Raw genomic sequence first — 23928 nt, forward strand, 5'->3', positions numbered from 1 at the left:
CCTTCTTTGCTCAGAAATCAGAGGGGTCAGGGCTTGACCCGCACCCAGCTCTCGCCTGCCAGGGCCTTGGCCACCAGACCGTCCACATCCAGGGCGGCCTCCGCCTTCCGCACATCCTCCAGATTGGGACGGGTGCAGGGGTGGCGGGGGGTGAACACGGTGCAGCAGTCCTCGTAGGGGAGGATGGAGGTCTCGTAGGTGCCGATCTCCCGGGCGATGCGGATGATCTCCACCTTATCCATGCCGATGAGGGGCCGCAGGACGGGCATGGTGGTCACGTCCTCGGTGACGCCCAGGGCCATCATGGTCTGGCTGGCCACCTGGCCCAGGGATTCGCCGGTGATGAGGGCCTTGGCCCCGGCCTTTTTCGCCACGGCCTCGGCCAGCCGCATCATAAAGCGGCGCATGATGAGGGTGAAGTACTCCTCCGGGCAGTTCTTCCGAATTTCCTCCTGGATCTCCGTGAAGGGCACGATGTGGACGATCATCCGGCCGCAGTAGGCTGTCAGCAGATGGGCCAGCTCCAGCACCTTATCCTGGGCCTGCTGGGAGGTGTAGGGGGGAGAGACGAAGTGGACCATCTCCAGCTCCACGCCCCGGCGGGCCATCATCCAGGAGGACACGGGGGAGTCCAGGCCGCCGGACAGCAGGGAGACGGCATGGCCGCCCATGCCCACCGGCAGGCCGCCGGCACCGGGCAGGGCGGGAGCGTGGACGTAGGCGTATTTCTCCCGAATCTCCACATAGACCGTCAGGTCGGGGTTGTGGACATCCACCGCCACATCGGGGAAGAGCTCCGCCAGATCGCCGCCCACGGCCTGGCTGATCTGGATGGAGTTCATGGGATAGCTCTTGTCTGCCCGCTTGCTCTCCACCTTGAAGCTTTTCGCGGCGGCGAACTCGTCCGCCAGGTAGGTTTTGGCTGTCTCCACGATGGCCTCCATGGTCTTTGCGCAGGGGACGGCCCGGGCCACGGAGACGATGCCGAACACCTGGCGGCAGGCGGCGTAGGCCGCCTCCATGTCGCAGTTGTCGGTGGTGGGCTCTACGTAGATGGTGCTCTGCCGGATATAGACCTGGAAGCTGCCGCAGCTCTTCAGCCGCCGCCGGACGTTGTTGACCAGCTTATCCTCAAAGGCGTGCCGGTTCAGGCCCTTCAGGACCACCTCGCCCAGCTTCAGCAGGAACATTTCGTTGTTGTTGATCATGGATATTTCCTCCGCTTGCTCATACTGTTCCACATTATATCCCATTTTTCCCCGGAGGAAAAGCCTGATTTTGCGGCTTTCACGGATAAAAACGATCACGGCTCCCGTTTCGGGAGCCGTGAGGCCTTTCAGCGGATGAAGTTGGTCATGGGCCGCTGTCCGATGGCGGGAGGCGGCAGGGTCTCCCTGGTGGCGTTCAGCACCTTTACCATCCAGGCCATGTCCCGGCCCAGGCGCTTAGCGACTTCCATGCCCTCCTCGTCGGAGAGGACCTCGCCGGGCTCGGCGCCGTGGGCGATGCCCCAGTAGTCGGAGGTCACCAGCACCATCTCCATGCAGTCCATGGCGGCCATGAGCTGGTGGTACGTCTCACTGCCGCCGGAGCGCCGCAGGGTGCACAGGGCGCCGCCCACCTTGTGGTGGAGCTGGTTCACGCCGCAGCCGGCGGAGAGCATCAGCCGGTCAACGACGCACTTCATGCTGCCGGACATGCCGCTGTGGTATACCGGGGAGGCCAGCAGGATGCCGTCGGCCTCGATACAGGCGGCGATGATGTCGTTGACGCCGTCGTCGTTCCGCACGCAGCGGAGGCTGCCGGTATCCAGACAGTTGTAGCAGGCCATGCAGGGATGGACGTTGGCGCCGGGCTGGAATACCTGGAATTCCACGCCGGCGGCCTCCACCTCCTGGCGGACGGCGTCCAGCAGCAGGGCGGTGTTGCCGTTTTTACGGGGGCTGCCGTTGATGGCGACGATTTTCATAAGGGGAGACCTCCTTTTCTGTATTGAAGATATTATACAGGAATGGGGAAACGTTGACAATACATCCCCGCCCGTATATCATGCTGTTTTCGGATAGAAAAAAGATTTTCCCCGCTACCTGTCACCTTTTCCCCGGGAAACACATCTTACTATATGACCGGTCATTCGGGAGCGGCGCCGCCGCTGCCCGATTTTATCACCAGAAAGGAGCTGCTCCGAACATATGACGCAAGCTGTTTTGGACAAAGAATCGTTCTGTGCGCAGGTCATCGGCTGCCAGGAGACGATGTTCCGCACCGCCAGGGCTATTCTGCGGAATGACCAGGACGCCGAGGACGCGGTGCAGGAGGCCATCTGCGCCGCCTTTGCCCGCCGGGATTCCCTGCGGGACGCCGAAAAATTCAAGCCCTGGATGCTGCGCATCCTGGCCAACAAGTGCTACGACGCCTGCCGCAGGCGGCGGAATACATCGGACCTGGACGCGGCCGGGGAAGTCCCGGCGCCGGAGACCGACCAGGCGGAACGGCTGTCCCTATGGCAGGCGGTGCTTTCCCTGAACGATGATCTGCGGGCGCCTGTGACGCTGTTTTACTACGATGGGCTGTCCATCCGGGAGATCAGCCGCGTGCTGGGTATCAGCGAGGCGGCGGTCAAGACCCGCCTGTCCCGGGGTCGGGCGCGGCTGCGTCAGCTACTGGACGAGAAATGACGAGAAATGAGGTGCGACAATGGATCGATTTGACGAAATGCTGAGAGAGCGGGCCAAAAGTGAGCCCTTCCCTCTGCCGGAGGGTTACGCCGGACGGGTGTTTGCCGCCTGCGCCGCTCTGGAGGAGACAAAAAAGCATTCTTACCGCTGGACGGCCTGGGCCGCGGCGGTCCTGGCATTGTTTATCGCGGTGCCCAACGTGTCCCCCGCGGCGGCGGCAGCCATGGCGGATATTCCGGTGCTGGGCGCCGTCGTGCGGGTGGTGACCTTCCGGAACTACACGTACGACGACGGCTGGCACAGCGCCGACGTCTCCGTGCCGGAGCTGGCGGGCAGCGACGCCGCCCAGGAGGTCAGCGACCAGGTACGGGCGTACACGGACCGGCTCATCGCACGGTTCGAGGAGACCTGCGAAAAGGAGCTGGGGAAAGAGGGCTATCTCGGCCTGGATGTGAGCAGTACGGTGGTGACGGACAGCGATACCTGGTTCACCCTCCGGGTGGACGCGGTGGAGACCCAGGCCAGCGGGTATCAGTTCAGCCGCTTCTACCACATCGACAAGACCACCGACCGGGTGGTGACGCTGGAGGACCTGTTCCGGGAGGATGCGGACTATGTGGGCGTCTTGTCGGATGAGGTGCGTCGGCAGATGGAGGAGCGGATGGCGGAGAACACGGAAGCTTCTTACTTCCCGGAGGAGTTCACCGCCATCGGTCCGGAGCAGAATTTCTATTTCAACACGGACGGAGACCTGGTGCTGGTGTTTGACGAGTACACCATCGCTCCCGGTTCTATGGGGATGCCGGAGTTCACCATCCCGTCGGATGTGTATGAGACATTATTAAAAAAGTAAGAAAGAGAGAACAGATGAAACGAATCTTTGCGTGTCTGCTGGCGGCTGCGCTGCTGCTGGCCTGCGCCGGGTGCGGCGCGAAAAAGTCCGGGGAGAGCGGGGAGGAAAAAACGCTGACCGGCACCCTGGATGAGGTGAAGGACTTCATGTTCGTAGTCACCGACGACAACGGCGACAGCTATGCCCTGACCTTTGAGGGCGGCGCGCCGGAGGGACTGGCGGAGCAGGAGGTGGGCGACCGGGTGACGGTGACGTACACCGGGGAACTGTCCGTGGTGGACGCCTTCACCGGACAGGTACTTTCTGTGAAAGCGGCGGAATAAAACCGAAGGCCCGGGGCAAAGCCCCGGGCCTCGTTTTATCCTTTTAAAATGTCGGTGTTGCGGTACTGGATGGCCTCCGCCAGATGCTGGGGGCCGATGCCCGCGTCGCCGTCCAGGTCCGCGATGGTCCGGGCCACCCGGAGGATGCGGTCGTGGGACCGGGCCGTCAGGCCCATGTGTTCAAAGGCGGTCTTCATCAGGGCGTCACAGGCCGCGTCCAGCGGACAGAAGGCGGCGATCTGCGCGGGGGTCATGTGGGCGTTGCAGACGGTGTCCGACCCGGCGAAGCGGGCGGACTGGATGACCCGGGCACCGTCCACCCGCTTTTTCACGTCGGCGGAGGACTCCGGCGTTTCCCTGCGGCGCATGGCCTCGTATTCCACCGAGGGGACGTTCACATGGAGGTCGATGCGGTCCAGCAGGGGGCCGGAAATTTTCTCCACATACTTCTCAACTTCCCTGTCGGAGCAGGTACATTTCCCGGAGGGGTGGCCCCGCCATCCGCAGCGGCAGGGGTTCATGGCGCACACCAGCTGGAACCGGGCGGGCAGGTGCAGCGTGCCCCCGGCCCGGGCCACGGTGACTTCGCCGTCCTCCAGGGGCTGGCGCATGGCCTCCAGCACATCCCGGCGGAACTCCGGCAGCTCGTCCAGAAACAGCACGCCGTTGTGAGCCAGGGACATCTCCCCCGGCCGCATGGCGGGGCCGCCGCCCGCCAGGGCTGCTGCGGAGGCGGTGTGGTGGGGGCTGCGGAAGGGACGGCGGGTCAGCAGTGGGTGCCTGGGGTCCGCCAGCCCCGCCACGGACCAGATGCCGGAGACGGCCAGCGCCTCGCTCCGGGTCATGTCGGGGAGAATGGAGGGCAGCCGCTTTGCCAGCATGGACTTGCCCGCGCCGGGAGAGCCGATGAGCAGCAGGTTGTGGCCCCCCGCGGCGGCAATCTCCAGCGCCCGCTTCACGTTTTCCTGCCCCATGACATCCCGCAGGTCCGGGAGGGGACCGTCTTCCTCTCCCGGTTCCCAGGCCGGGGCGGGGGAGAGGGGCCGTTCCCCCTTCAGGTGGGCCACCAGGGCGTTGACGTCCGGGACGCCGTAGACCGTCAGGCCGCCCGACAGGGTGGCCTCGGCGGCGTTTTCGGCGGGGACGAACAGCTGGCGGATGCCCGCCTCCTTCGCGGCCATGGCCATGGGTAGCACGCCGGTGACGCCCCGCAGGGCGCCGGTCAGGGACAGCTCGCCGAGAAAGGCGGCGTCAGGCGGCAGCTTCGGCAGGTCACCGTTTGCCGCCAGGATGCCGACGAAGATGGGCAGGTCGTAGACCGTGCCCGCTTTTTTCTGCCCGGCGGGGGCCAGGTTCACCGTGATGCGGCTGACGGGGAACTTGGCGCCGCAGTTTTTCACCGCCGCCCGGACCCGCTCCCGGGCCTCCCGCACGGCGGCGTCCGGCAGGCCCACCACGTCGAAGGCGGGGAGGCCGCCGGAGAGAAAGCACTCCGCGCTGACCTCGTAGCCGGAGATACCGCTGAGGCCCAGAGAACGCACCGTCACTACCATTTTTTCATGCCTCCCGCATATCGTGATACCGGCGGACAGGCCGCCGGATGTTGAACTCCAGGGAAAATATACCACATACAGGGGCAAAAAGAAAGCATTACCGGGAAAATGCCGAAAATCAAGAAACACTTTTGTCCCTTCCGCAGAAAAGAGGAAATTTTGTGCAAAAAATAACAAAGTACCCGTTTACAGCCGGAAAGGGAAGTGATATAATATCACCGCATGAAAATTTGGGGGAGAGAGCCCGAGTTTCGTGTTTTGGTAAGCTTGCTGCCGCGGGGCAGCGAATTTATAGGAGGTAAGAGTTTATGGCAAGAAAGTTCAAGTCCATGGACGGTAACAACGCAGCCGCATATGTCAGCTACGCGTTTACCGAAGTGGCGGGTATCTATCCGATCACCCCGTCCTCTCCCATGGCAGACTTGGTCGACCAGTGGTCTGCCGCTGGTCAGAAGAACATCTTCGGCACCACCGTCAAGGTGTGCGAAATGCAGTCTGAGGCAGGTGCTTCCGGTACCGTTCACGGCTCCCTGGCCGCCGGCGCGCTGACCACCACCTACACCGCCTCTCAGGGCCTGCTGCTGATGATCCCCAACATGTACAAGATCGCCGGCGAGCTGCTGCCCTGCGTGTTCCATGTTTCCGCCCGTACCGTTTCCACCCACGCCCTGAACATCTTCGGCGATCACTCCGACGTCATGGCCTGCCGTCAGACCGGCTTCGCCATGCTGTGCGAGAACGATCCCCAGGAGATCATGGACCTGGCTCCCGTGGCTCATCTGGCCGCTATCGAGGGCCGCGTTCCCTTCATCAACTTCTTCGATGGTTTCCGTACCTCTCACGAGATCCAGAAGGTCGCCGTGTGGGATTACGAGGACCTGAAGGAGATGTGCGACATGGACGCTGTCGAGGCGTTCCGCAAGCACGCCCTGAATCCTGAGCGCCCCAACATGCGCGGCTCTCACGAGAACGGCGATATCTTCTTCCAGCACCGCGAGGCCTGCAACCCCTACTACGAGGCTCTGCCCGCCGTGGTCGAGAAGTACATGGACAAGATCAATGCCAAGCTGGGCACTGATTACAAGCTGTTCAACTACTATGGCGCTCCCGACGCCGAGCGCGTCATCATCGCCATGGGCTCCATCTGCAACGTCGCTGAGGAGGTCATCGACTACATGACCGCTCAGGGCGAGAAGGTCGGCCTGGTGAAGGTCCACCTGTATCGTCCCTTCAAGGCGGACAAGCTGATCGAGGCCATCCCCGCCACCTGCAAGTCCATCGCCGTGCTGGACCGCACCAAGGAGCCCGGCTCCCTGGGCGAGCCCCTGTACATGGATGTTGTCACCGCTCTGGCCAACGCCGGCAAGCACGACATCAAGGTCATCGGCGGCCGTTACGGTCTGGGCTCCAAGGATACGCCTCCCCGCAGCGTGTTCGCTGTCTTTGAGGAGCTCACCAAGGCCGAGCCCAAGCGTCAGTTCACCATCGGCATCGTGGACGACGTCACCAACCTCTCCCTGGAAGAGAAGCCCGCTCCCCTGGTCGCTCCTGCCGGCACCATCGCCTGCAAGTTCTGGGGTCTGGGCGGCGACGGCACCGTCGGCGCCAACAAGAACTCCATCAAGATCATCGGCGACCATACCGACAAGTATGTTCAGGCTTACTTCCAGTATGACTCCAAGAAGACCGGCGGCGTGACCATCAGCCACCTGCGCTTCGGTGACAAGCCCATCAAGTCTTCTTACTACATCAATAAGGCCGACTTCGTGGCCTGCCACGTGCCCGCCTACATCACCAAGGGCTTCCCCATCGTCCGCGACGTGAAGCCCGGCGGCGTGTTCCTGATCAACTGCCAGTGGGATGACGCTGAACTGGCTGAGAAGCTGGACGCCGCTTCCAAGCGCTACATCGCCCAGAACAACATCCAGGTCTACACCATCAACGCCATCGACCTGGCCAAGGAGATCGGCATGGGCAAGCGCACCAACACCATCCTGCAGTCCGCCTTCTTCTCCCTGGCGAAGGTCATGCCCGAGTCTGAGGCCATCCAGTACATGAAGGACGCCGCCACCCATTCTTACCTGAAGAAGGGCCAGGACGTCGTCGACATGAACCACAAGGCCATCGACGCCGGCGCCACCGCCTACAAGAAGTTCGAGGTTCCCGCCGACTGGGCTGACGCGAAGGATGTGGCCGAGGATGTGAAGCTGGCTGGCAAGCCCGAGCTGGTGGAGCAGGTCAAGACCATCCTGAACCCCGTTGGCAAGATGGACGGCGACAGCCTGCCCGTCTCCGCTTTCGTCAAGCACGTGGACGGCCAGTTCGAGCTGGGCGCCGCCGCTTACGAGAAGCGCGGCGTGGCCGTGTCTGTTCCCACCTGGGATTCCACCAAGTGCATCCAGTGCAACAACTGCGCTTATGTCTGCCCCCACGCCACCATCCGTCCCTACGCTCTGACTGAGGCCGAGGCCGCTGCTGCCCCCGCCGCCGCTAAGATCGTGGACGTCAAGGCCGGCAAGGGCAAGGGTGTTTACAAGTACACCATGGCCGTGTCTCCTCTGGACTGCATGGGCTGCGGCGTCTGCGTGGGTGTCTGCCCCGTGAACGCGCTGACCATGGTCGCCCAGGAGCAGGAGGCCGCCCAGCAAGATGTGTTCAACTACTGCGTGGCCGAGGTCGCCGAGAAGAAGGATATGCAGGATGACACCGTCAAGGGCAGCCAGTTCAAGCAGCCCATGCTGGAGTTCTCCGGCTCCTGCGCCGGCTGCGCCGAGACCAGCTATGCCCGCCTGATCACCCAGCTGTTCGGCGATCATATGTACATCTCCAACGCCACCGGCTGCTCCTCCATCTGGGGCGGTCCCGCCGCTACCTCTCCCTACTGCACCAACAAGGCCGGCCACGGCCCCGCTTGGTCCAACTCCCTGTTCGAGGATAACGCCGAGCACGGCCTGGGCATGTTCCTGGGTCAGCAGGCCATCCGCAACAGCCTGATCGACAAGCTGACCGCGCTGGAGGCTGACGACGCCACCCACGCTGAGGCCAAGGCTGCTATCCAGGCCTTCCTGGACACCAAGGACGACGGCGCCGCCAACGGCCCCGCTACCGAGGCTCTGATCGCTGTCCTGGAGAAGGGCGCCGCCGCTGGCTGCCCCACCTGCAAGGAAGTTCTGGCCAACAAGGAGTATCTGCGCAAGAAGTCCATGTGGATCTTCGGCGGCGACGGCTGGGCTTACGACATCGGCTTCGGCGGCGTGGATCACGTCCTGGCTTCCGGCAACGATGTGAACATCTTCGTCTTCGATACCGAGGTCTACTCCAACACCGGCGGACAGGCTTCCAAGGCCTCCAACATCGGCCAGGTCGCTCAGTTCGCGGCTGCCGGTAAGGAGATCAAGAAGAAGTCCCTGGCTGAGATCGCCATGAGCTACGGCTACATCTATGTGGCTCAGGTCGCCATGGGCGCCAACCCCGCTCAGACCCTGAAGGCCATCAAGGAGGCCGAGGCTTATCATGGTCCTTCCCTGATCATCGGCTACGCTCCCTGCGAGATGCACAGCATCAAGGGCGGCATGATGAACTGCCAGAAGGAAATGAAGAAGGCCGTCGAGTGCGGTTACTGGAACCTGTTCCGGTTCAACCCCGCTGCCGAGGGCGCCAAGTTCACTCTGGATTCCAAGGAGCCCGCTGGCGGCTATCAGGAGTTCCTGATGAACGAGGCCCGTTACAGCCGTCTGACCCGCGAGTTCCCCGCCCGCGCCGACGTCCTGTTCGAGCGCAGCGAGAAGAGCGCCATGGAGCGGTACGAGCACCTGCTCAAGCTGAAGACCATGTACGAGGGCTGATCCTGAAGTTCATACCCCCAAAGGCCACGGGAGAGATCCCGTGGCCTTCAGCTTGTCGAAAAACTTCTGTTTGGAGAAAAAGCGTTTCGTTTCGCAGGGGGAGTACGAGGGGGCGGGAGTCCCCTCGTATTGAATTGAATGTCTGCAAAAAGCCCATTGGACTTTTTCGACAGCCTGCAGGCCACGGGAGAGATCCCGTGGCCTTTTTTGCATATGATAAGAATGCGGTGAGACCGGCGGTTTCAAAATCTACAAAAATATTGGGGATTTCCCCGGAAGAATCTGTGAAAACACGACTGGACACCACGGATGGAAGGACTATAATCAGGGATTTGAAAGAAGGAGATCCTTGTGAAACGTTCAGAAAAAGCCCCGGATACCGGGGCCCGGCGGGAATTCCGCGTCTTCCTGTATTTCGTCCTCCTCGCCCTTGCGGTGACGTTGATCGTGGAGGCTTTCAACCATAAAGCCTTCACCGACGGCCCGGCTTCGCTGCTGCGGTATCTGACCCGCTCGCCCATGGCTTTTTTGACCAATGCCGCCATTTTGCTGACGGCGCTGGCTCCGGCCATGTTTTTGCGGCGCCGGGTGTTCTGGTGCGGCGTGGTGTCCATTCTCTGGCTGGCGGGAGGTGCCGCCAACGGTTTTATCCTCATCAACCGCATGACGCCTTTCACCGTGGCGGACCTGACGGTATTCAACACCGGCCTGGATACCCTGCCCAATTACCTCTCCAAGCCGTACCTTATTCTGCTGGGAGCGGGCGTGGCGCTGGCGGCCGTGGGCCTGGGGGTGTTGTTCTGGAAAGGCCCCCGGAACCGCCGGAGCGGACGCCGGAGGCTGCTGGCGGGCCTGGCGGCGGTGCTGGTCTCCGCCGGTGCCCTGGCCGGAAGCTGGGCCCTGGCCTTTCAGCTGGACCAGCTCTCCACCGTTTTTTCCAACCTGGCCTTTGCCTATGAGGATTACGGTTTCTCCTACTGCTTCTTCCAAACCTGGCTGAACCGGGGCATCCGGCGGCCCGCCGGGTACGACGCGGGAGAATTCGCCCGCATTCGGGAACTCATCGCAAAGGACGCCCGGGAGGCGGAGCCCCAGGAAGATGTGAATGTGGTCATGGTCCAGCTGGAGTCCTTTATCGACCCCAAGGAGATTCAGGGGCTGGTGATGTCCACGGACCCGGTGCCCAACTGGACGGCGCTGAAGGAGAACTGCTCCAGCGGCTATCTCACCATGCCGGTAGTGGGCGCGGGCACCGCCAACAGCGAATGCGAGGTGCTGACCGGCATGAGCACCCGCCTGTTCGGGCCCGGAGAGTATCCCTACCGGACCTGCCTGATGGATAAAACGGTGGAGAGCGTGGCCTATGACTTGAAGGAACACGGGTATGCCGCCCACGCCATTCACAACCACCGGGCGGCCTTTTACAGCCGGAACCGGGTCTATGCCGATCTGGGCTTTGACGATTTCACCGGGCTGGAATATATGCCCAAGGTGTCCGTGACCATGAAAAACTGGGCCAAGGACAGGGTGCTGACCTCCCAAATCGAAAAGGCGCTGGATACCACACCGGACGGACCGGACCTGGTGTTTACCGTGACCGTCCAGAGCCACGGGAAGTATCCCAGGGAGCGGGTTTTGGAAGACCCGGCGGTGCGGGTCTTGACCTGCCCTGACGAAGAATACCGGTACGCCCTGGAATACTATGTGGACCAGGTGCGGCAGGTGGACCAGTTCATCGGAGAGCTGACGGAGATGCTCTCCCGGCGGCAGGAGCGGACGCTTCTGGTGCTCTACGGCGACCATCTGCCGGCCCTGGGCTTACAGGGCAAGGATATGGCCTCCGGCAGCCTCTACAAGACGGAGTACGTCATCTGGGACAACTTCGGCCTCAAGCAGGAGGACGAAGACCTGTATGCCTACCAGCTCTCCGCCGCCGCTTTGGGGCGCATCGGCGTCACCGACGGCGTGATGAACGCCTTCCACCAGTCCTGCCGGGAGGAGCCCTCCTACCGGAGAGATTTGAAGCTGCTGCAATACGACGTGCTGTACGGGAAAAACTACCTGTACGGCGGGCAAACGCCCTATCAGCCCACGGAGCTGCAGATGGGTATGGAGCCCATCACCATCACCGGGCTGTGGGAGAAGGACGGCGCCTGGTATGCGGCGGGTGAGAATTTCAGCCCCTATTGCCAGGTGGTCCGGGACGGCAAACGGCTGGAGACGGAATACCTCTCGCCTTACCTGCTGCGCCTGACAGAGGACCCGGAGACCACGGATGCCGGGGAACTGGGCATCCAGGTGGTGGATCAGCACAACGAGGTCCTCAGCGAGACGGGAACAGAATAAAAAAGAAGGACTGCGGCCGCAGTCCTTCTTTTCCTTATTTTCCCTCGCTGCGAAGCTTCAACTGCTCCGCTGTGATGGCCCAGCCATCCTCGGCCCAGTGGTCCGTGGGGCGCTCCGCCGGGAGGGATTCCCCCCGGCGGCGGTAGATGGCGTCCACCACCGCGTCCAGCATCCGGGGGTTTTTCACCAGCAGGGGGCCGGTGAGCTGGCTGGCGAACACGTTGTTCCGGTGGAAGCCCTCAGGGGTCTTTTCTCCCTCGTTGCCGAAGCCCAGGGACAGTTCCGTCAGCAGCGGCGTCTCCACGCCGGAAATGACGGAGCACTTGTTCATAAAGCCCACCACGGCCTCGGGATACAGGTCCGTATGGCCGTAGACGTCCTCCACGAACCGCTTGGTACCCTGAGCGGCGGTAAAGTCCGCCAGGCCGATGCCGTCGTAGACCTTGCCGTCCGCGCCGGTGATGGTTTTACCCAGCAGCTCCATGGCGGTGCCCGCGAAGAGCATGGCCACGCCGCTTCCGGCAAGGGCTTTCACGGCCTCGCCGTACCGGGCAAAATCCTCCAGGGCGGCTTTCTGGGCGTGCTCCGTGCCGGCGCCCATGTAGAGGAAGTCGGCATCGGATAAATCGACTTCCTGACCGGGGAGGACGGGCGTCACTGTAACAGTGTTACCCATCTGCTCCAGACGGCGTTTCAGCACGGACACGTTGGCGTAGCTCCCGTACAGGCTCATCAGGTCGGGATAGAAATGCAGAATTTTGATGTCCATGGCTCAGCCCTCCTTTTCCACATGGGCCAGCAGCTTATCCCGGTCGGAGAAGCAGGTGACCACGTACAGGTCCTCGCTGCCCTCCGCCTTCAGCTCCGCGGCAGCGGCGGCGATGTCCGGCTGGACGGTCCAGTTGGTCATGCCGGTGAAGCTGAACCGCTCCGCCAGGTCGTTGCAGTACCGGCCGGAGAGCACTACATGCTTTACATGGGGCTTGTCCAGCTGGTCAAAGTCGATGTCCCACAACCAGCTGGTCTCGCTGGTAAAATATTTCCGGGAGACGGCGTCCACAATGATGAGCACCGCGCAGTCGGCCTTGGTGGAGGCTACGTACCGAAGGTTCGTGTCGTAGGCGATGGAGTTTTCGTGCTTGCTGGTCAGCAGCGTGCCGTGGTGCCGGCCCAGGGTGAACTTCTGCATCCGGCCGTTTTTCAGGATGTAGTTGTTGATGACGCCCCGGGCGGTCTCCGCGCCCACGCCGCATTCCCGGCAGGCGGCGTAGGCCGCCAGAATGTTGTAGACGTTGTAAATGCTGCGGAAGGCCAGATGGATGTCCACCGCACCGTCAATGGTCAGCGTGCCGTTTTCCAGGTCTACCGCCGTGGCGGTGTAATCGGTAACGGGCTTGGCGTGGCCGCAGTTCGGGCAGCGGTAGGCGCCGATGTGGTTGTAGTGGACGTAGTCGTAGGTCATGGGGGCGTGGCAGATAGGGCAGTAGGCGCCGTCGTGATAGATACCGGAGGGGGCGGGCAGGTCAATGGAGCAGTGATCCAGGCCGAACCACTTGACCTTGTCGTGGCCTTGGGCGAAGCAGGAGGACAGGGGGTCGTCAGCGTTCAAAATCAGCTCCGTTTCCGGGTGGATGGCGGGCAGGATGGCGTCGTAGACCCACTCCGGATGGCCGTTGCGGGTGAGCTGGTCCCGGTAGAGGTTGGTGATGACGAACTCCGTGGGGTGGAAGAATTGGAAGCTGAACTTGGCGTACCGCTCGTCACTCTCCAGCAGCAGCACGTCGGCCTTGACCTTCCCGCCGAAGGTGGCGTGGGTCAGCACCAGGGTGGTGACGCCCTCGATTTGGTTGGAACCCTCCTCGTTGTAGACCACATTTTTTCCATCTGCCCGGAGGATGGCGGCGATCATCTCCACCGTGGAGGTCTTGCCGTTGGAGCCGGTGACAGCGATGACGTGGGGCGGCAGCTGCACCCGGCGCAGGATGTCCGGGCAGATTTTTAAGGCAAATTTGCCGGGCATGGAGCTGCCCTTGCCCACCAGCTTGCCGACAAAGCGGCCCAGCTTGCAGACCAGAATGGCGAGAAACATTCTCATGTGGATTCCTCCTCCAGAAATTGCCGCACCGCCCGGTCAAAGGCGGCGGGCGCTTTGTTTGCGATAAAATGGTCCCCCGGTATCAGCACCAGCCGGGCGTTGGGGATGCGGTTGGCGATGAGACGGGTGTGGTTCTCCCGAATCATATCCCTTGTGCCCGCGATGACCAGCACTGGCATGGAGAGTTTCCCCAACTCCGCCGGGTCAATATGGGGCTCATTGACCATGAGGCCCAGCAGCTCCGCGCGGGCTTTTGCCTTGGGACTTTTGGACAGGGACGCAAAATGGTAGCCCAGAACGATGGGCAGCTGTACCAGCGGCTTTACGCCCTTCGGGTCCAGGTTGGCGCCGTTCAGAATGAGGCGGCGCACCCGGTCCGGGTGCCGGAGGGCAAAGATCAGGGCGATGTTGCCGCCGTCGCTGAAGCCCAGAATGTCCGCCCGCGGGAGCCCCTGCCAGTCCATGAACGCCAGCAGGTCGTCGGCGAACTGGGAGATGGTAAAGGGGGCACCGCCCCGGGGAGACTGGCCGTGCCCCCGGGTGTCGATGGCGTAAACGGTAAAATCACGGGAAAATTCTTCGACTTGGTGGACGAAATAGGTGCCGTCCTCCCCGTTTCCGTGGAGAAGCAGCAGCGGCGGGCCGCTGCCCGTTTTCGTATAAAACAGCTCAATGTCCATATCTTACCGCCGCTCCAGCCAGATCATCAGGGCGGCCACGTCCGCCGGGGACACGCCGCTGATGCGGCTGGCCTGTCCCAGGTCCAGGGGGCGGATGGCCGCCAGCTTTTCACGGGCCTCCAGCCGCAGGCCCTGGATGCCGCTGTAATCCAGGTCGGCGGGCAGCTTGTGGCGCTCCATCTTGCGGAAATCCTCCACCTGCTTCTGCTGGCGCTGGATGTAGCCCTCGTATTTCACGCTGATCTCCACCTGCTCTCCCACGTCCGCCGGAAGGTCCGGGCGGGTGGGGTCGAAGGAGGCCAACTCGTCATAGTGGAGCTGGGGGCGGCGGAGGAGGGCGATGAGGGAACAGCCGTCGGTGACGTCCGCCGTGCCCTTTTCCGCCAGAAATGCGGACAGGGCGGGGGAGGGGGCGGCTCCGGTGTGGGTCAGGCGGCGTATCTCCCGCTCCACAGCCGCGTATTTTTCCTCCACGGCCCGGAGACGTTCTTCGGAAACAAGGCCGATCTCATAGCCCCGCTTCGTCAGCCGCTGGTCGGCGTTGTCCTGCCGGAGCAGGAGCCGGTACTCGCTGCGGGAGGTCATAATGCGGTAGGGCTCATTGGTGCCCTTGGTCACCAGGTCGTCGATGAGGGTGCCGATGTAGCTCTCCGACCGGGAGAGGATGAAATCACTTTCACCCCGGAGCTTCCGGGCGGCGTTGACGCCGGCCACAAAGCCCTGGACGGCGGCCTCCTCGTAGCCGGAGGAGCCGTTGAACTGGCCCGCGCCGTAGAGACCCGGCACGGATTTGACCTCCAGGGTGGCGTTCAGGGCCAGAGGGTCGATGCAGTCGTATTCGATGGCGTAGGCGGGCCGGGTCATCACGGCGTGGCGCAGCCCCGGCACACTGTGGAGCATTTGGAGCTGGACTTCCTCCGGCATGGAGGAGGAGAAGCCCTGGATGTACAGCTCCTCCGTGTTCAGCCCCATGGGCTCCACAAAGAGCTGGTGGCGGAGCTTGTCCGGAAACCGGACGATCTTCGTTTCAAAGGAGGGGCAGTACCGGGGGCCGATGCCCTCAATGAGGCCGGAGTACATGGGCGCCCGGTCCAGGTTCTCCTGGACGATGCGCTTGGTTTCCTCCGTGGTCCAGGTCAGCCAGCAGACAGCCCGGTTTTCGGGCTGGTGGTCCGTGGAATAGGAAAAGGGCACGGGAAGGGTGTCTCCCGGCTGGAGCTCCATTTCGTCAAAATCCACCGTCCGGGCATTGACCCGGGGCGGCGTGCCGGTCTTGAAGCGGCGCAGGGGCAGGCCCAGCTTCAGGAGGGAGTCCGTCAGCCGGACGGCGGCGTGCATCCCGTCGGGGCCGGATTCCTCCACGCACTCGCCGATGATGGTGCGGCCCGCCAGGTACGTGCCGGTGGCCAGAATGACGGCTTTCACATCAAATACCGCCCCGGTGGCGAGAACGACGGCGGAAACGGCGCCGTTTTCCGTGCGGACCTCCACCACCTCGCCCTGGCGGACGGTCAGGTGCTCCTGCCGCTCCAGGGTGTGCTTCATCCGCTCCTGGTATTTCCGGCGGTCGGCCTGGGCCCGGAGGGACCAGACGGCGGGGCCTTTGCCCTTATTCAGCAGGCGGTACTGAATGCAGCACTCGTCGGCGGCCTTTGCCATCTCACCGCCCAGGGCGTCCAGCTCCCGGACCAGATGGCCCTTGCCGGTGCCGCCGATGGCGGGGTTGCAGGGCATGTTGCCCACGGCGTCCAGGTTGATCGTGAACACCACCGTCTCCAGCCCCAGCCGGGCGGCGGCCAGCGCCGCCTCAATGCCCGCGTGTCCGGCGCCGATGACGGCAATATCAAATTGTCCGGCGTGAAATTCGGTCATAATCGTTTATCCTTTGTGAAGAGTTACCGCCGCTACTTCCGGGCGGTTGAACAGGCGGAAGGTGGGACCGGAATTGCCCAGGCCACGGGTGACGAACAGGCAGGAGCCGTTTTCCTCGTACAGCCCCGCCGTGTAGGAAGGGAAAAAGGTGCGGTCGGTGGACAGCAGACCGTCGGTGAAGGGCAGGCGGATGATACCGCCGTGGCCGTGGCCGGAGACCACGAGATCGGCCCCCAGCAGGCTGTACTGCGGGGCAAACAGGTTGTTCCGATGGGCCAGCAGGACCCAGAAGGGGTCGCCATAGGCGGCGTACACCTCGGCGGCGACTTCCTCCGGCGTTTTCTGGTCGGCGTAGCCGTTGGGGTCGTCGATGCCCGCAAGAACAATCACATCCCCGTTACGTTCCAGAGTCGTGAACTGGTTGGAGAGGACGGTGACGCCATGGGCTGTCAGCAGTTCTTTCAGCTCCGGCACGCCGCCGACGGCCCATTCGTGGTTGCCGGTGACGTAATAGGTGGGCGCGATGGCGGAGAGGCCGTCAGCCACCTGGACGGCATAGTCCGCCGGGACCTCCCGGTAGGCGTCCAGCAGGTCGCCCACCAGGAAAATATAGTCCGGGGCGGTTTTTTGAACGGCTTGCAAAAGACGCTCATTGTTCTCACCGAAAGATGTGGAGTGCAGGTCTCCCAGCACCACGATCCGGCAGCCGTCGAAGCCCTCCGGCAAGCCGGCAAAGACCGGGTCAAAGTATGCGGTTTGCAGCGCGGTGTTGCTCCATCGCAGGAACAGGGCGGTCAGGACCACAATGATCAGCAGAGCCAGAAGCCGGCGCAGTGGCCGCCGCTTTCGCGGATGTTTTGCCATATATGCGGCCCCCTCCGCCGCTTTATCAAGCCGCTTTCCGTTGGCGGAAAGCGGCAAAATCTCATAAAATCCATATTTTCTGCTATTATAACATAGTAGTATGGCCGTTGCGAGAGAAAAAATATACAAAGAGCGGACATCTTTTCCCGAAAAATGAAAGGCTTCCCGGCAATTTGCCCACGGAAAAGAAAAAATCGTTGGGATTTACAAAAAGTTAACAATAAATTTGTGGAAAACATCAGGTAAGCTCTTGCGGAGCGTCGGAAATCAAGCTATAATATCAACAGAAAACCGAAAAAGGAGGTGTGAAAATGACAACTGAGACCCCGCGCAAGGATGTAGACGATCTGGTCTTCATGGACGATGAATGGACCCGCAGCGAGCGGTAAAAAAGAGCAGGACCACGCCGATGGGCGTGGGCTTTTCTTTTTTTCCGAAAAAGCAAAAAAGTGGAAAAATACCGTGGAAATTTCCGGCCTGATATGGTATTTTAAGAATAGATAGTGGACTTTTGGGATGCGGGGCCCGGGAAGTGTGTGCGCGGGCGGCCGCCCCTGAAAGAGGAGAGAGAACGTGATGAAGAGAAAGATTTGGCTGCCGCTGGTTCTGGTGCTGCTGCTGGCCGGCTGCGGCGGAGCGGAGAGCCGGGAGACGGAGGAGGCGCCGCCGCCGCGGGAAAGCGCGGCAGAGGTTGTCCCGGCCGCCGCTGTGACGCCGGAGCCGGAGACGATGGAGGCTTCCCAGGTGGAATCCACCGCCCGGGTGCCCACGGAGGAGGAGATCCAGGCGGATTATGACCGGGCTGTCCGGGTATACAGCTGGTTCGACCTGACGCCGCTGAAGGACAGCGGGGAGACGGTGACAGTGGACGGCACGGAGTACCGCCGTGTCAGCGAGCCGGGATTCGGCAGCATGGAGGAGCTGCGGCTGAATCTGCGGGGCGTATTTTGCGAAGAACTGACGGAGCGGCTGCTGTCCGGCGAAAGCAGCCGTATCCAATACCGGGAGATCGACGGGGCGCTGTATGTGACCGGCGAGGCCCGGGAACGGGAAGACGGCAAGGGGGCCGTGACGGTGGAGGTGGAGCAGACTTCGGAGACCGCCTTTTCCGTAAACGTGACGGTGGACCTGCTGGACCAGGATGTCGTCACCGGCATGGAGTGCTGGGCGTTTCCTTACGTGCTGGAGAACGGACGGTGGGGCTTTTCGGAGTTCCGCCTGGTGTACTGAGGGGTACGCAAAAAACACGCAAAAAGTTTAAAAAATCCACGAAAAATTTACGATCACCCTGAACATTGACTGTTCAGGGTGATTTTTTTGAAACGCGCCCTCAAAATTTGCGCTATAAAAACTCGAATTTTGCGAAAAACTTTACGCAAAAAAAGATGATTTGCACGGAAGCACTTGTCAATCTTTGGATAAAACGTAAAAATTACAACGTTTGCGTAATAAACTGCGAAAAACTTACTTGAAAAAACGTTCACGTGTGTTAGAATAATGGAGCACTATAAAACAGCAAGGAGTGGAAACAATGGAAAACCTGTTTTGGATCGGTTTTGTCGGAGCACTGGTTGCCGGATTGTTTGCAGTGATGCAGGCAAAGAAGGTCATGAGCTACTCCGAGGGCACCGAAAGAATGCAAAAGATCGCGGCCAACATCCGCGCCGGCGCAAACGCCTATTTGAAGCAGCAGTACACCACCGTGTTCAAGGTGTTTGTCGTGGTGTTCATCGCGCTTCTGGTCATGGCCTTCGCCACCGGCGGCACGATGCTGTCCAAGTTCACCCCCTTCGCCTTTGTCACCGGCGGCGTGTTCTCCATGCTGGCCGGCTTCATCGGCATGAAGATCGCCACCAACTCCAATGCCCGTACCGCGCAGGCCGCTTCCGAGAGCCTGAACAAGGGCCTGCGGGTGGCTTTCTCCTCCGGTTCCGTCATGGGCTTCACCGTGGTCGGCCTGGGTATGCTGGACATCACCATGTGGTTCTTCATCCTGCGCTATGCCTGCGGCATTGACGACCCCAGCGCCATCGGCAACATCATGGTCATGAACGGCATGGGCGCTTCCTTCATGGCGCTGTTTGCCCGTGTGGGCGGCGGCATCTACACCAAGGCCGCTGACGTGGGCGCTGACCTGGTGGGCAAGGTCGAGGCCGGCATCCCCGAGGATGACCCCCGCAACCCCGCCACCATTGCCGATAACGTGGGCGACAACGTGGGCGACGTGGCCGGCATGGGCGCCGACCTGTATGAGTCCTATGTCGGCTCCATTCTGGCTACCTTCGCGCTGGGCGCTGTGGCCGGATACGGCTTCCGCGGCATGCTGCTGCCTCTGGCGCTGGCCGTGTGCGGCATCCTCTGCTCCATCCTGGGCTCCTTCCTGGTGAAGACCAAGGAGGACGCCACCCAGGAGTCCCTGCTGAAGAGCCTGCGGACCGGTACTTATACCGCCGCTATCCTGGCCGCTATCCTGGCTGCCCCCCTGACCTGGGTCATCCTGGGCAACATGGGCGTGTATGTGGCTATCCTGTGCGGACTGATCGGCGGCTGCGCCATCGGCTACTTCACCGAGTACTACACCTCTGATACCTACAAGCCCACCCAGGAGCTGGCTGCCGCTTCCGAGACTGGCTCTGCCACCATCATCATCGGCGGCATCTCCCTGGGTCTGAAGTCCACCATGACCTCCATCCTGATCGTGGCCGTGGCTGTTATCATCAGCTTCTTCGCCGCCGGCGGCGGCACTGCCTTCGGTATGGGCCTGTACGGTATCGGCATCGCCGGCGTCGGCATGCTGTCCACCCTGGGCATCACCCTGGCCACCGACGCTTACGGCCCCGTGGCCGACAACGCCGGTGGCATCGCCGAGATGAGCGGCCTGCCCGAAGAGGTCCGGAACCGCACCGACGCGCTGGACTCCCTGGGCAACACCACCGCCGCCACCGGCAAGGGCTTCGCCATCGGCTCCGCCTCTCTGACCGCCCTGGCTCTGCTGGTCAGCTATGTTGACATCGTGCAGAGCAAGACCCCCGAGACCCTGGACCTGTCCCTGACGAATCCTCTGGTGCTGGTGGGCCTGTTCATCGGCGCCATGCTGACCTTCGTGTTCTCTGCCTTCACCATGAGCGCGGTGCAGAAGGCCGCCCAGTCCATCGTCGTAGAAGTCCGCCGTCAGTTCCGTGAGATCAAGGGCATCATGGAATACAAGGCCGACCCCGACTACGCCTCCTGCGTGGCGCTGTGCACCAAGGGCGCCCTGCATGAGATGGTGGCTCCCGCTCTGCTGGCCATCATCGTCCCCATCCTCACCGGCCTGATCCTGGGCCCTGTGGGTGTTGTGGGATTGCTGGGCGGCGTGTCCGTCACCGGCTTCGCCATGGCCGTGTTCATGTCCAACGCCGGCGGCGCCTGGGATAACGCCAAGAAGTATATCGAGGGCGGACACCACGGCGGCAAGGGTTCCGAGCAGCACAAGGCGGCTGTCGTGGGCGACACCGTGGGCGATCCCTTCAAGGATACCTCCGGCCCCTCTTTGAACATCCTCATCAAGCTGTGCTCCACCGTTTCCATCGTCTTCTCCGGCCTGATCCTGGCCTTCAACCTGATGAACCTGCTGTAAGTACCACCTGACAGCGTTCACCACATACGAAAACCACCCTCCGTTTCCCGGCGGAGGGTGGTTTTTGCGTAAAAAGGCCAAAAACTGGAGGCTGTAAAAATTCTATGCAAACGAATCCCTTTGCTTGACAAGGTAATCGTTTACCGATATAATGTTGAACGGAAAACCATCAGAAGCCGCTAAAATTGGCGGTTTTCGGGAAAATACATACAGGAAAGGAACGCACGAACATGATCTACTCTACCGAAGTGCAGAATATGTGCCCCGTTGCCAAGGGTGCGTACCATGGTCCTGCTCCCATCCCCGAAGAGGGCAAATGGGTCCAGGCCAAGGAAATCAAGGACATCTCCGGCCTGACTCACGGCATCGGCTGGTGTGCTCCCCAGCAGGGCGCCTGCAAGCTGACCCTGAACGTGAAGGACGGCGTCATCGAGGAGGCCCTGGTGGAGACTATCGGCTGCTCCGGCATGACCCACTCCGCAGCCATGGCCTCTGAGATCCTCATTGGCAAGACCATTCTGGAGGCGCTGAACACCGACCTGGTGTGCGACGCCATCAACACCGCCATGCGGGAGCTGTTCCTGCAGATCGTCTACGGCCGTACCCAGACCGCGTTCTCCGAGGGCGGCCTGCCCATCGGCGGCGCCATGGAGGACCTGGGCAAGGGCCTGCGCTCTCAGGTCGGCACCATGTACGCCACCAAGGTCAAGGGCCCCCGCTACATGGAGATGGCCGAGGGCTACTGCACCCGCATTGCCCTGAACAAGGACGACGAGATCATCGGCTATGAGTTCGTCAACCTGGGCAAGATGATGGACGCCATCAAGAAGGGCGTGGACGCCAATGAAGCGCTGGAGAAGGCCAAGGGCCACTACGGTCAGTGGGACGCCGCTGCCAAGTACATCGACCCCCGTCAGGAATAAGAGAAGGAGGAATTGACAATGGCTCTGTTTGAAAGCTACGAGAGAAGAATCGACAAAATCAATTCCGTCCTGGCGCAGTACGGAATTTCCAGCATTGAGGAGTGCCGCGACATCTGCAAGGCCGCCGGCTTCGACCCCTATGAGATCGTCAAGGGCGTGCAGCCCATCTGCTTTGAGAACGCCTGCTGGGCGTACTGCATGGGCGCCGCCATCGCGCTGAAGAAGAATGTCAAGACCGCTGCCGAGGCTGCGGAGGCCATCGGCGAGGGCCTGCAGGCCTTCTGCATCCCCGGCTCCGTCGCCGAGGACCGCAAGGTGGGCCTGGGCCACGGCAACCTGGGCGCCATGCTGCTGCGTGACGAGACCAAGTGCTTCGCATTCCTGGCCGGCCACGAGTCCTTCGCCGCCGCCGAGGGCGCCATCGGCATCGTCCGCAACGCAAACAAGGCCCGTAAGGAGCCCCTGCGGGTCATCCTGAACGGCCTGGGCAAGGACGCCGCCCAAATCATCAGCCGCATCAACGGCTTTACATACGTCCAGACCCAGTTTGACTACTACACCGGCGAGCTGAACATCGTCCGGGAGGTCAAGTACTCCGACGGTGAGCGCTCCGCCGTCCGCTGCTACGGCGCTGACGACGTCCGCGAGGGCGTGGCCATCATGCACCATGAGGGCGTGGATGTGTCCATTACTGGCAACTCCACCAACCCCACCCGGTTCCAGCACCCCGTTGCCGGCACCTACAAGAAGGAGTGCATCGAGCAGGGCAAGAAGTACTTCTCCGTCGCCTCCGGCGGCGGCACCGGCCGGACCCTGCATCCCGACAACATGGCCGCCGGCCCTGCCAGCTACGGCATGACCGACACCATGGGCCGGATGCACTCCGACGCCCAGTTTGCCGGCTCCTCCTCCGTGCCCGCCCACGTGGAAATGATGGGCTTTTTGGGCATGGGCAACAACCCCATGGTGGGCGCTACCGTCGCCGTGGCCGTGGCTGTTGCGGAGAGCCAGAAGTAAGAAAAAACGGCTGAAAAGCTGCTTTTTCGGAACTTTTATCTGCATATTGAAAATGCCCGCTTCACTGCGAAGCGGGCATTTTTCCTGTTTTGTCAACATTTTGCCAACCAAATTTTCAAAGTGTGTCCAAAAGCTTTGCACCTTCCTCAGACATTTTATCAGTGAGATGCTGGTAGATGTTCATGGTGACCTGGATGTTTTTATGTCCCAGGCGGTGCTGCACATACTTGGGAGAGGCGCCCAGTTCCGCAAGCATGGTGGCGTGGGTGTGGCGCAGGGAGTGGTAGTCGAATTTCTCAAACCCCAGCTCCCGCGTTGCGACCCAACTGACATACTGCATGTTCCGGCTGTTGATATAGGAGCCGTCCGGCCGGACCATCACCAAATGCACTTCCTCTCCCTGCCCGGCTGTGTTGAGATGGCCCGCTTCATCCCGGTACTGGCGGATGTAAAGGTCGCCGTAGAAATCGCGGGCTTCCTCCTGGCGGGCCTTCTCCCGCTCCAGTGCCGCCACGACATCGGAGGAGAGCTCAATGGTGCGGTTGCTGTTGTACTTGGGGAGGGTGAAATACCAATACGCCGGGGCGCCGGTCTCCTTGTTCTTTTCCTGCCAGAGGATCTGCTGCCGGACGGTTACCTTTTTGTTTTCAAGGTCGATACTGGACCAGTCCAGCGCGAAGGCTTCCGAGATGCGGAGACCACACTTGTAGCCAAGCAGGAGAGGTAGATAGGAACTGCTGCCTTCCGGAAACCGAGCGAAGATCTTTGCCATCTGCTGGGGCGTCAGATAGACATGGGGAGCGCTCCGGGACTTCACAGCTGGCGTCGCACGGGTGGAGGGAAGCTCGATATATTCGGCGGGGCTGTACGGAATGTACTTCAGCGGCTGGACCGCATAGGAAAGACTGCCCGTCAAAATGCCCTTCAAAACGGCCAGCGTATTCCGGCTGTACCCCTGATTGAACTTGTCGTTGATCAGCTTTTGCAGGGCCTCCGGGGACAGAGCCGCCAGTCGGTACTTCCCAATGGCGGGCTTGATGTGGAGTTGAATTTTCTTTTCGTAGTTGCTGATGGTGCTGGGCTTACAGTTGTTCAGACAGTATTCCCGCATCCAGAGGTCCAGATAATCCGACACACTGATCTCGCTGGGCGTGAACACGGAGCCGGAGCGGTTGTACTCATTCATGGCCTTTGCCCCGGCAGCGGACGCTTCGCCTTTGGTGCGGAAACCGCTCTTGCTGATGGTTTGGCGTTTGTCGT

Annotated in this window: 18 protein-coding genes; 9 read left to right on the forward strand and 9 right to left on the reverse strand. The window is 61.7% G+C overall.

Annotation, left to right across the window (positions count from 1 at the left end; genetic code table 11):
* Window positions 1-26: 26 nt before the first annotated feature.
* Both thiI and JQM68_RS03795 read right to left on the reverse strand, forming a co-directional pair.
* Entirely contained in the window at window positions 27-1208 is a 1182-nt protein-coding gene (gene thiI / locus JQM68_RS03790) for a tRNA uracil 4-sulfurtransferase ThiI (protein ID WP_235221589.1), read from the reverse strand.
* 128 nt (window positions 1209-1336) lie between these two features.
* On the reverse strand, window positions 1337-1969 hold the full coding sequence (locus JQM68_RS03795) for a flavodoxin family protein (RefSeq protein ID WP_235221590.1): 633 nt from the start codon (window positions 1967-1969) through the stop codon (window positions 1337-1339).
* Between the two features lie 223 nt (window positions 1970-2192).
* Here JQM68_RS03795 and JQM68_RS03800 point away from each other — a divergent pair, with 223 nt between their 5' ends.
* Genes JQM68_RS03800 through JQM68_RS03810 form a run of 3 tightly spaced genes read left to right on the forward strand, consistent with a single transcriptional unit; the run spans window position 2193 to window position 3854 of the window.
* Window positions 2193-2678, forward strand: coding sequence for an RNA polymerase sigma factor (locus JQM68_RS03800; RefSeq protein WP_235221591.1), 486 nt, complete (start codon window positions 2193-2195; stop codon window positions 2676-2678).
* A 19-nt stretch (window positions 2679-2697) separates the two neighbouring features.
* Window positions 2698-3531, forward strand: a complete 834-nt coding sequence (rsiV, locus tag JQM68_RS03805; RefSeq protein WP_235221592.1) for an anti-sigma-V factor RsiV — start codon at window positions 2698-2700, stop codon at window positions 3529-3531.
* A gap of 14 nt (window positions 3532-3545) precedes the next feature.
* Window positions 3546-3854: a hypothetical protein gene (locus JQM68_RS03810; protein WP_235221593.1), complete on the forward strand. Its 309-nt coding sequence runs from the start codon at window positions 3546-3548 to the stop codon at window positions 3852-3854.
* Window positions 3855-3889: 35 nt separating this feature from the next.
* Here JQM68_RS03810 and JQM68_RS03815 read toward each other — a convergent pair whose 3' ends face one another.
* Complete coding sequence (locus JQM68_RS03815; protein ID WP_235221594.1) at window positions 3890-5407, reverse strand: YifB family Mg chelatase-like AAA ATPase; 1518 nt, start codon at window positions 5405-5407, stop codon at window positions 3890-3892.
* Between the two features lie 308 nt (window positions 5408-5715).
* Between JQM68_RS03815 and nifJ the strand changes: the two genes are divergently transcribed.
* Both nifJ and JQM68_RS13850 read left to right on the forward strand, forming a co-directional pair.
* Entirely contained in the window at window positions 5716-9252 is a 3537-nt protein-coding gene (nifJ, locus tag JQM68_RS03820; RefSeq protein WP_235221595.1) for a pyruvate:ferredoxin (flavodoxin) oxidoreductase, read from the forward strand.
* A gap of 351 nt (window positions 9253-9603) precedes the next feature.
* A complete protein-coding gene (locus JQM68_RS13850) occupies window positions 9604-11598 on the forward strand; it encodes a sulfatase-like hydrolase/transferase (protein ID WP_235221596.1) in 1995 nt (664 codons plus the stop codon).
* A 34-nt stretch (window positions 11599-11632) separates the two neighbouring features.
* Here JQM68_RS13850 and JQM68_RS03830 read toward each other — a convergent pair whose 3' ends face one another.
* Genes JQM68_RS03830 through JQM68_RS03850 form a run of 5 tightly spaced genes read right to left on the reverse strand, consistent with a single transcriptional unit; the run spans window position 11633 to window position 17109 of the window.
* Window positions 11633-12367 (reverse strand): type 1 glutamine amidotransferase, encoded by a 735-nt coding sequence (locus JQM68_RS03830; protein WP_235221597.1) that lies wholly within the window; start codon window positions 12365-12367, stop codon window positions 11633-11635.
* Window positions 12368-12370: 3 nt separating this feature from the next.
* On the reverse strand, window positions 12371-13693 hold the full coding sequence (locus JQM68_RS03835) for a Mur ligase family protein (protein WP_235221598.1): 1323 nt from the start codon (window positions 13691-13693) through the stop codon (window positions 12371-12373).
* Window positions 13690-14373 carry an alpha/beta fold hydrolase gene (locus JQM68_RS03840; RefSeq protein WP_235221599.1) on the reverse strand — a complete coding sequence of 228 codons (684 nt, stop codon included), beginning with the start codon at window positions 14371-14373 and terminating at the stop codon, window positions 13690-13692. Before JQM68_RS03840 ends, JQM68_RS03835 begins: the two co-directional genes overlap by 4 nt.
* 3 nt (window positions 14374-14376) lie before the next feature.
* Window positions 14377-16245, reverse strand: a complete 1869-nt coding sequence (mnmG, locus tag JQM68_RS03845) for a tRNA uridine-5-carboxymethylaminomethyl(34) synthesis enzyme MnmG (protein ID WP_235221600.1) — start codon at window positions 16243-16245, stop codon at window positions 14377-14379.
* A gap of 6 nt (window positions 16246-16251) precedes the next feature.
* The gene (locus JQM68_RS03850) at window positions 16252-17109 is read right to left on the reverse strand and encodes a metallophosphoesterase (RefSeq protein WP_235221601.1); all 858 of its coding nucleotides are present in this window, start codon (window positions 17107-17109) and stop codon (window positions 16252-16254) included.
* Between the two features lie 576 nt (window positions 17110-17685).
* On the opposite strand from JQM68_RS03850, the gene JQM68_RS03855 reads away from it, so the two are divergent.
* The 4 genes from JQM68_RS03855 (at window position 17686) to JQM68_RS03870 (ending at window position 22668) form a co-directional block, all read left to right on the forward strand.
* On the forward strand, window positions 17686-18339 hold the full coding sequence (locus JQM68_RS03855; RefSeq protein ID WP_235221602.1) for a hypothetical protein: 654 nt from the start codon (window positions 17686-17688) through the stop codon (window positions 18337-18339).
* Window positions 18340-18640: 301 nt separating this feature from the next.
* A complete protein-coding gene (locus JQM68_RS03860) occupies window positions 18641-20728 on the forward strand; it encodes a sodium-translocating pyrophosphatase (protein WP_235221603.1) in 2088 nt (695 codons plus the stop codon).
* Between the two features lie 230 nt (window positions 20729-20958).
* On the forward strand, window positions 20959-21651 hold the full coding sequence (locus JQM68_RS03865) for an iron-sulfur cluster assembly scaffold protein (protein ID WP_235221604.1): 693 nt from the start codon (window positions 20959-20961) through the stop codon (window positions 21649-21651).
* Window positions 21652-21669: 18 nt separating this feature from the next.
* A complete protein-coding gene (locus JQM68_RS03870; protein WP_235221605.1) occupies window positions 21670-22668 on the forward strand; it encodes a GGGtGRT protein in 999 nt (332 codons plus the stop codon).
* A 115-nt stretch (window positions 22669-22783) separates the two neighbouring features.
* Here the strand turns inward: JQM68_RS03870 and JQM68_RS03875 are convergent, their stop codons facing one another.
* Window positions 22784-23854 (reverse strand): tyrosine-type recombinase/integrase, encoded by a 1071-nt coding sequence (locus JQM68_RS03875; protein ID WP_235221606.1) that lies wholly within the window; start codon window positions 23852-23854, stop codon window positions 22784-22786.
* Window positions 23855-23928: the final 74 nt, after the last annotated feature.

The organism is Oscillibacter valericigenes (assembly GCF_021531435.1).
Classification (GTDB): Bacteria; Bacillota; Clostridia; order Oscillospirales; family Oscillospiraceae; genus Oscillibacter; species Oscillibacter valericigenes_B.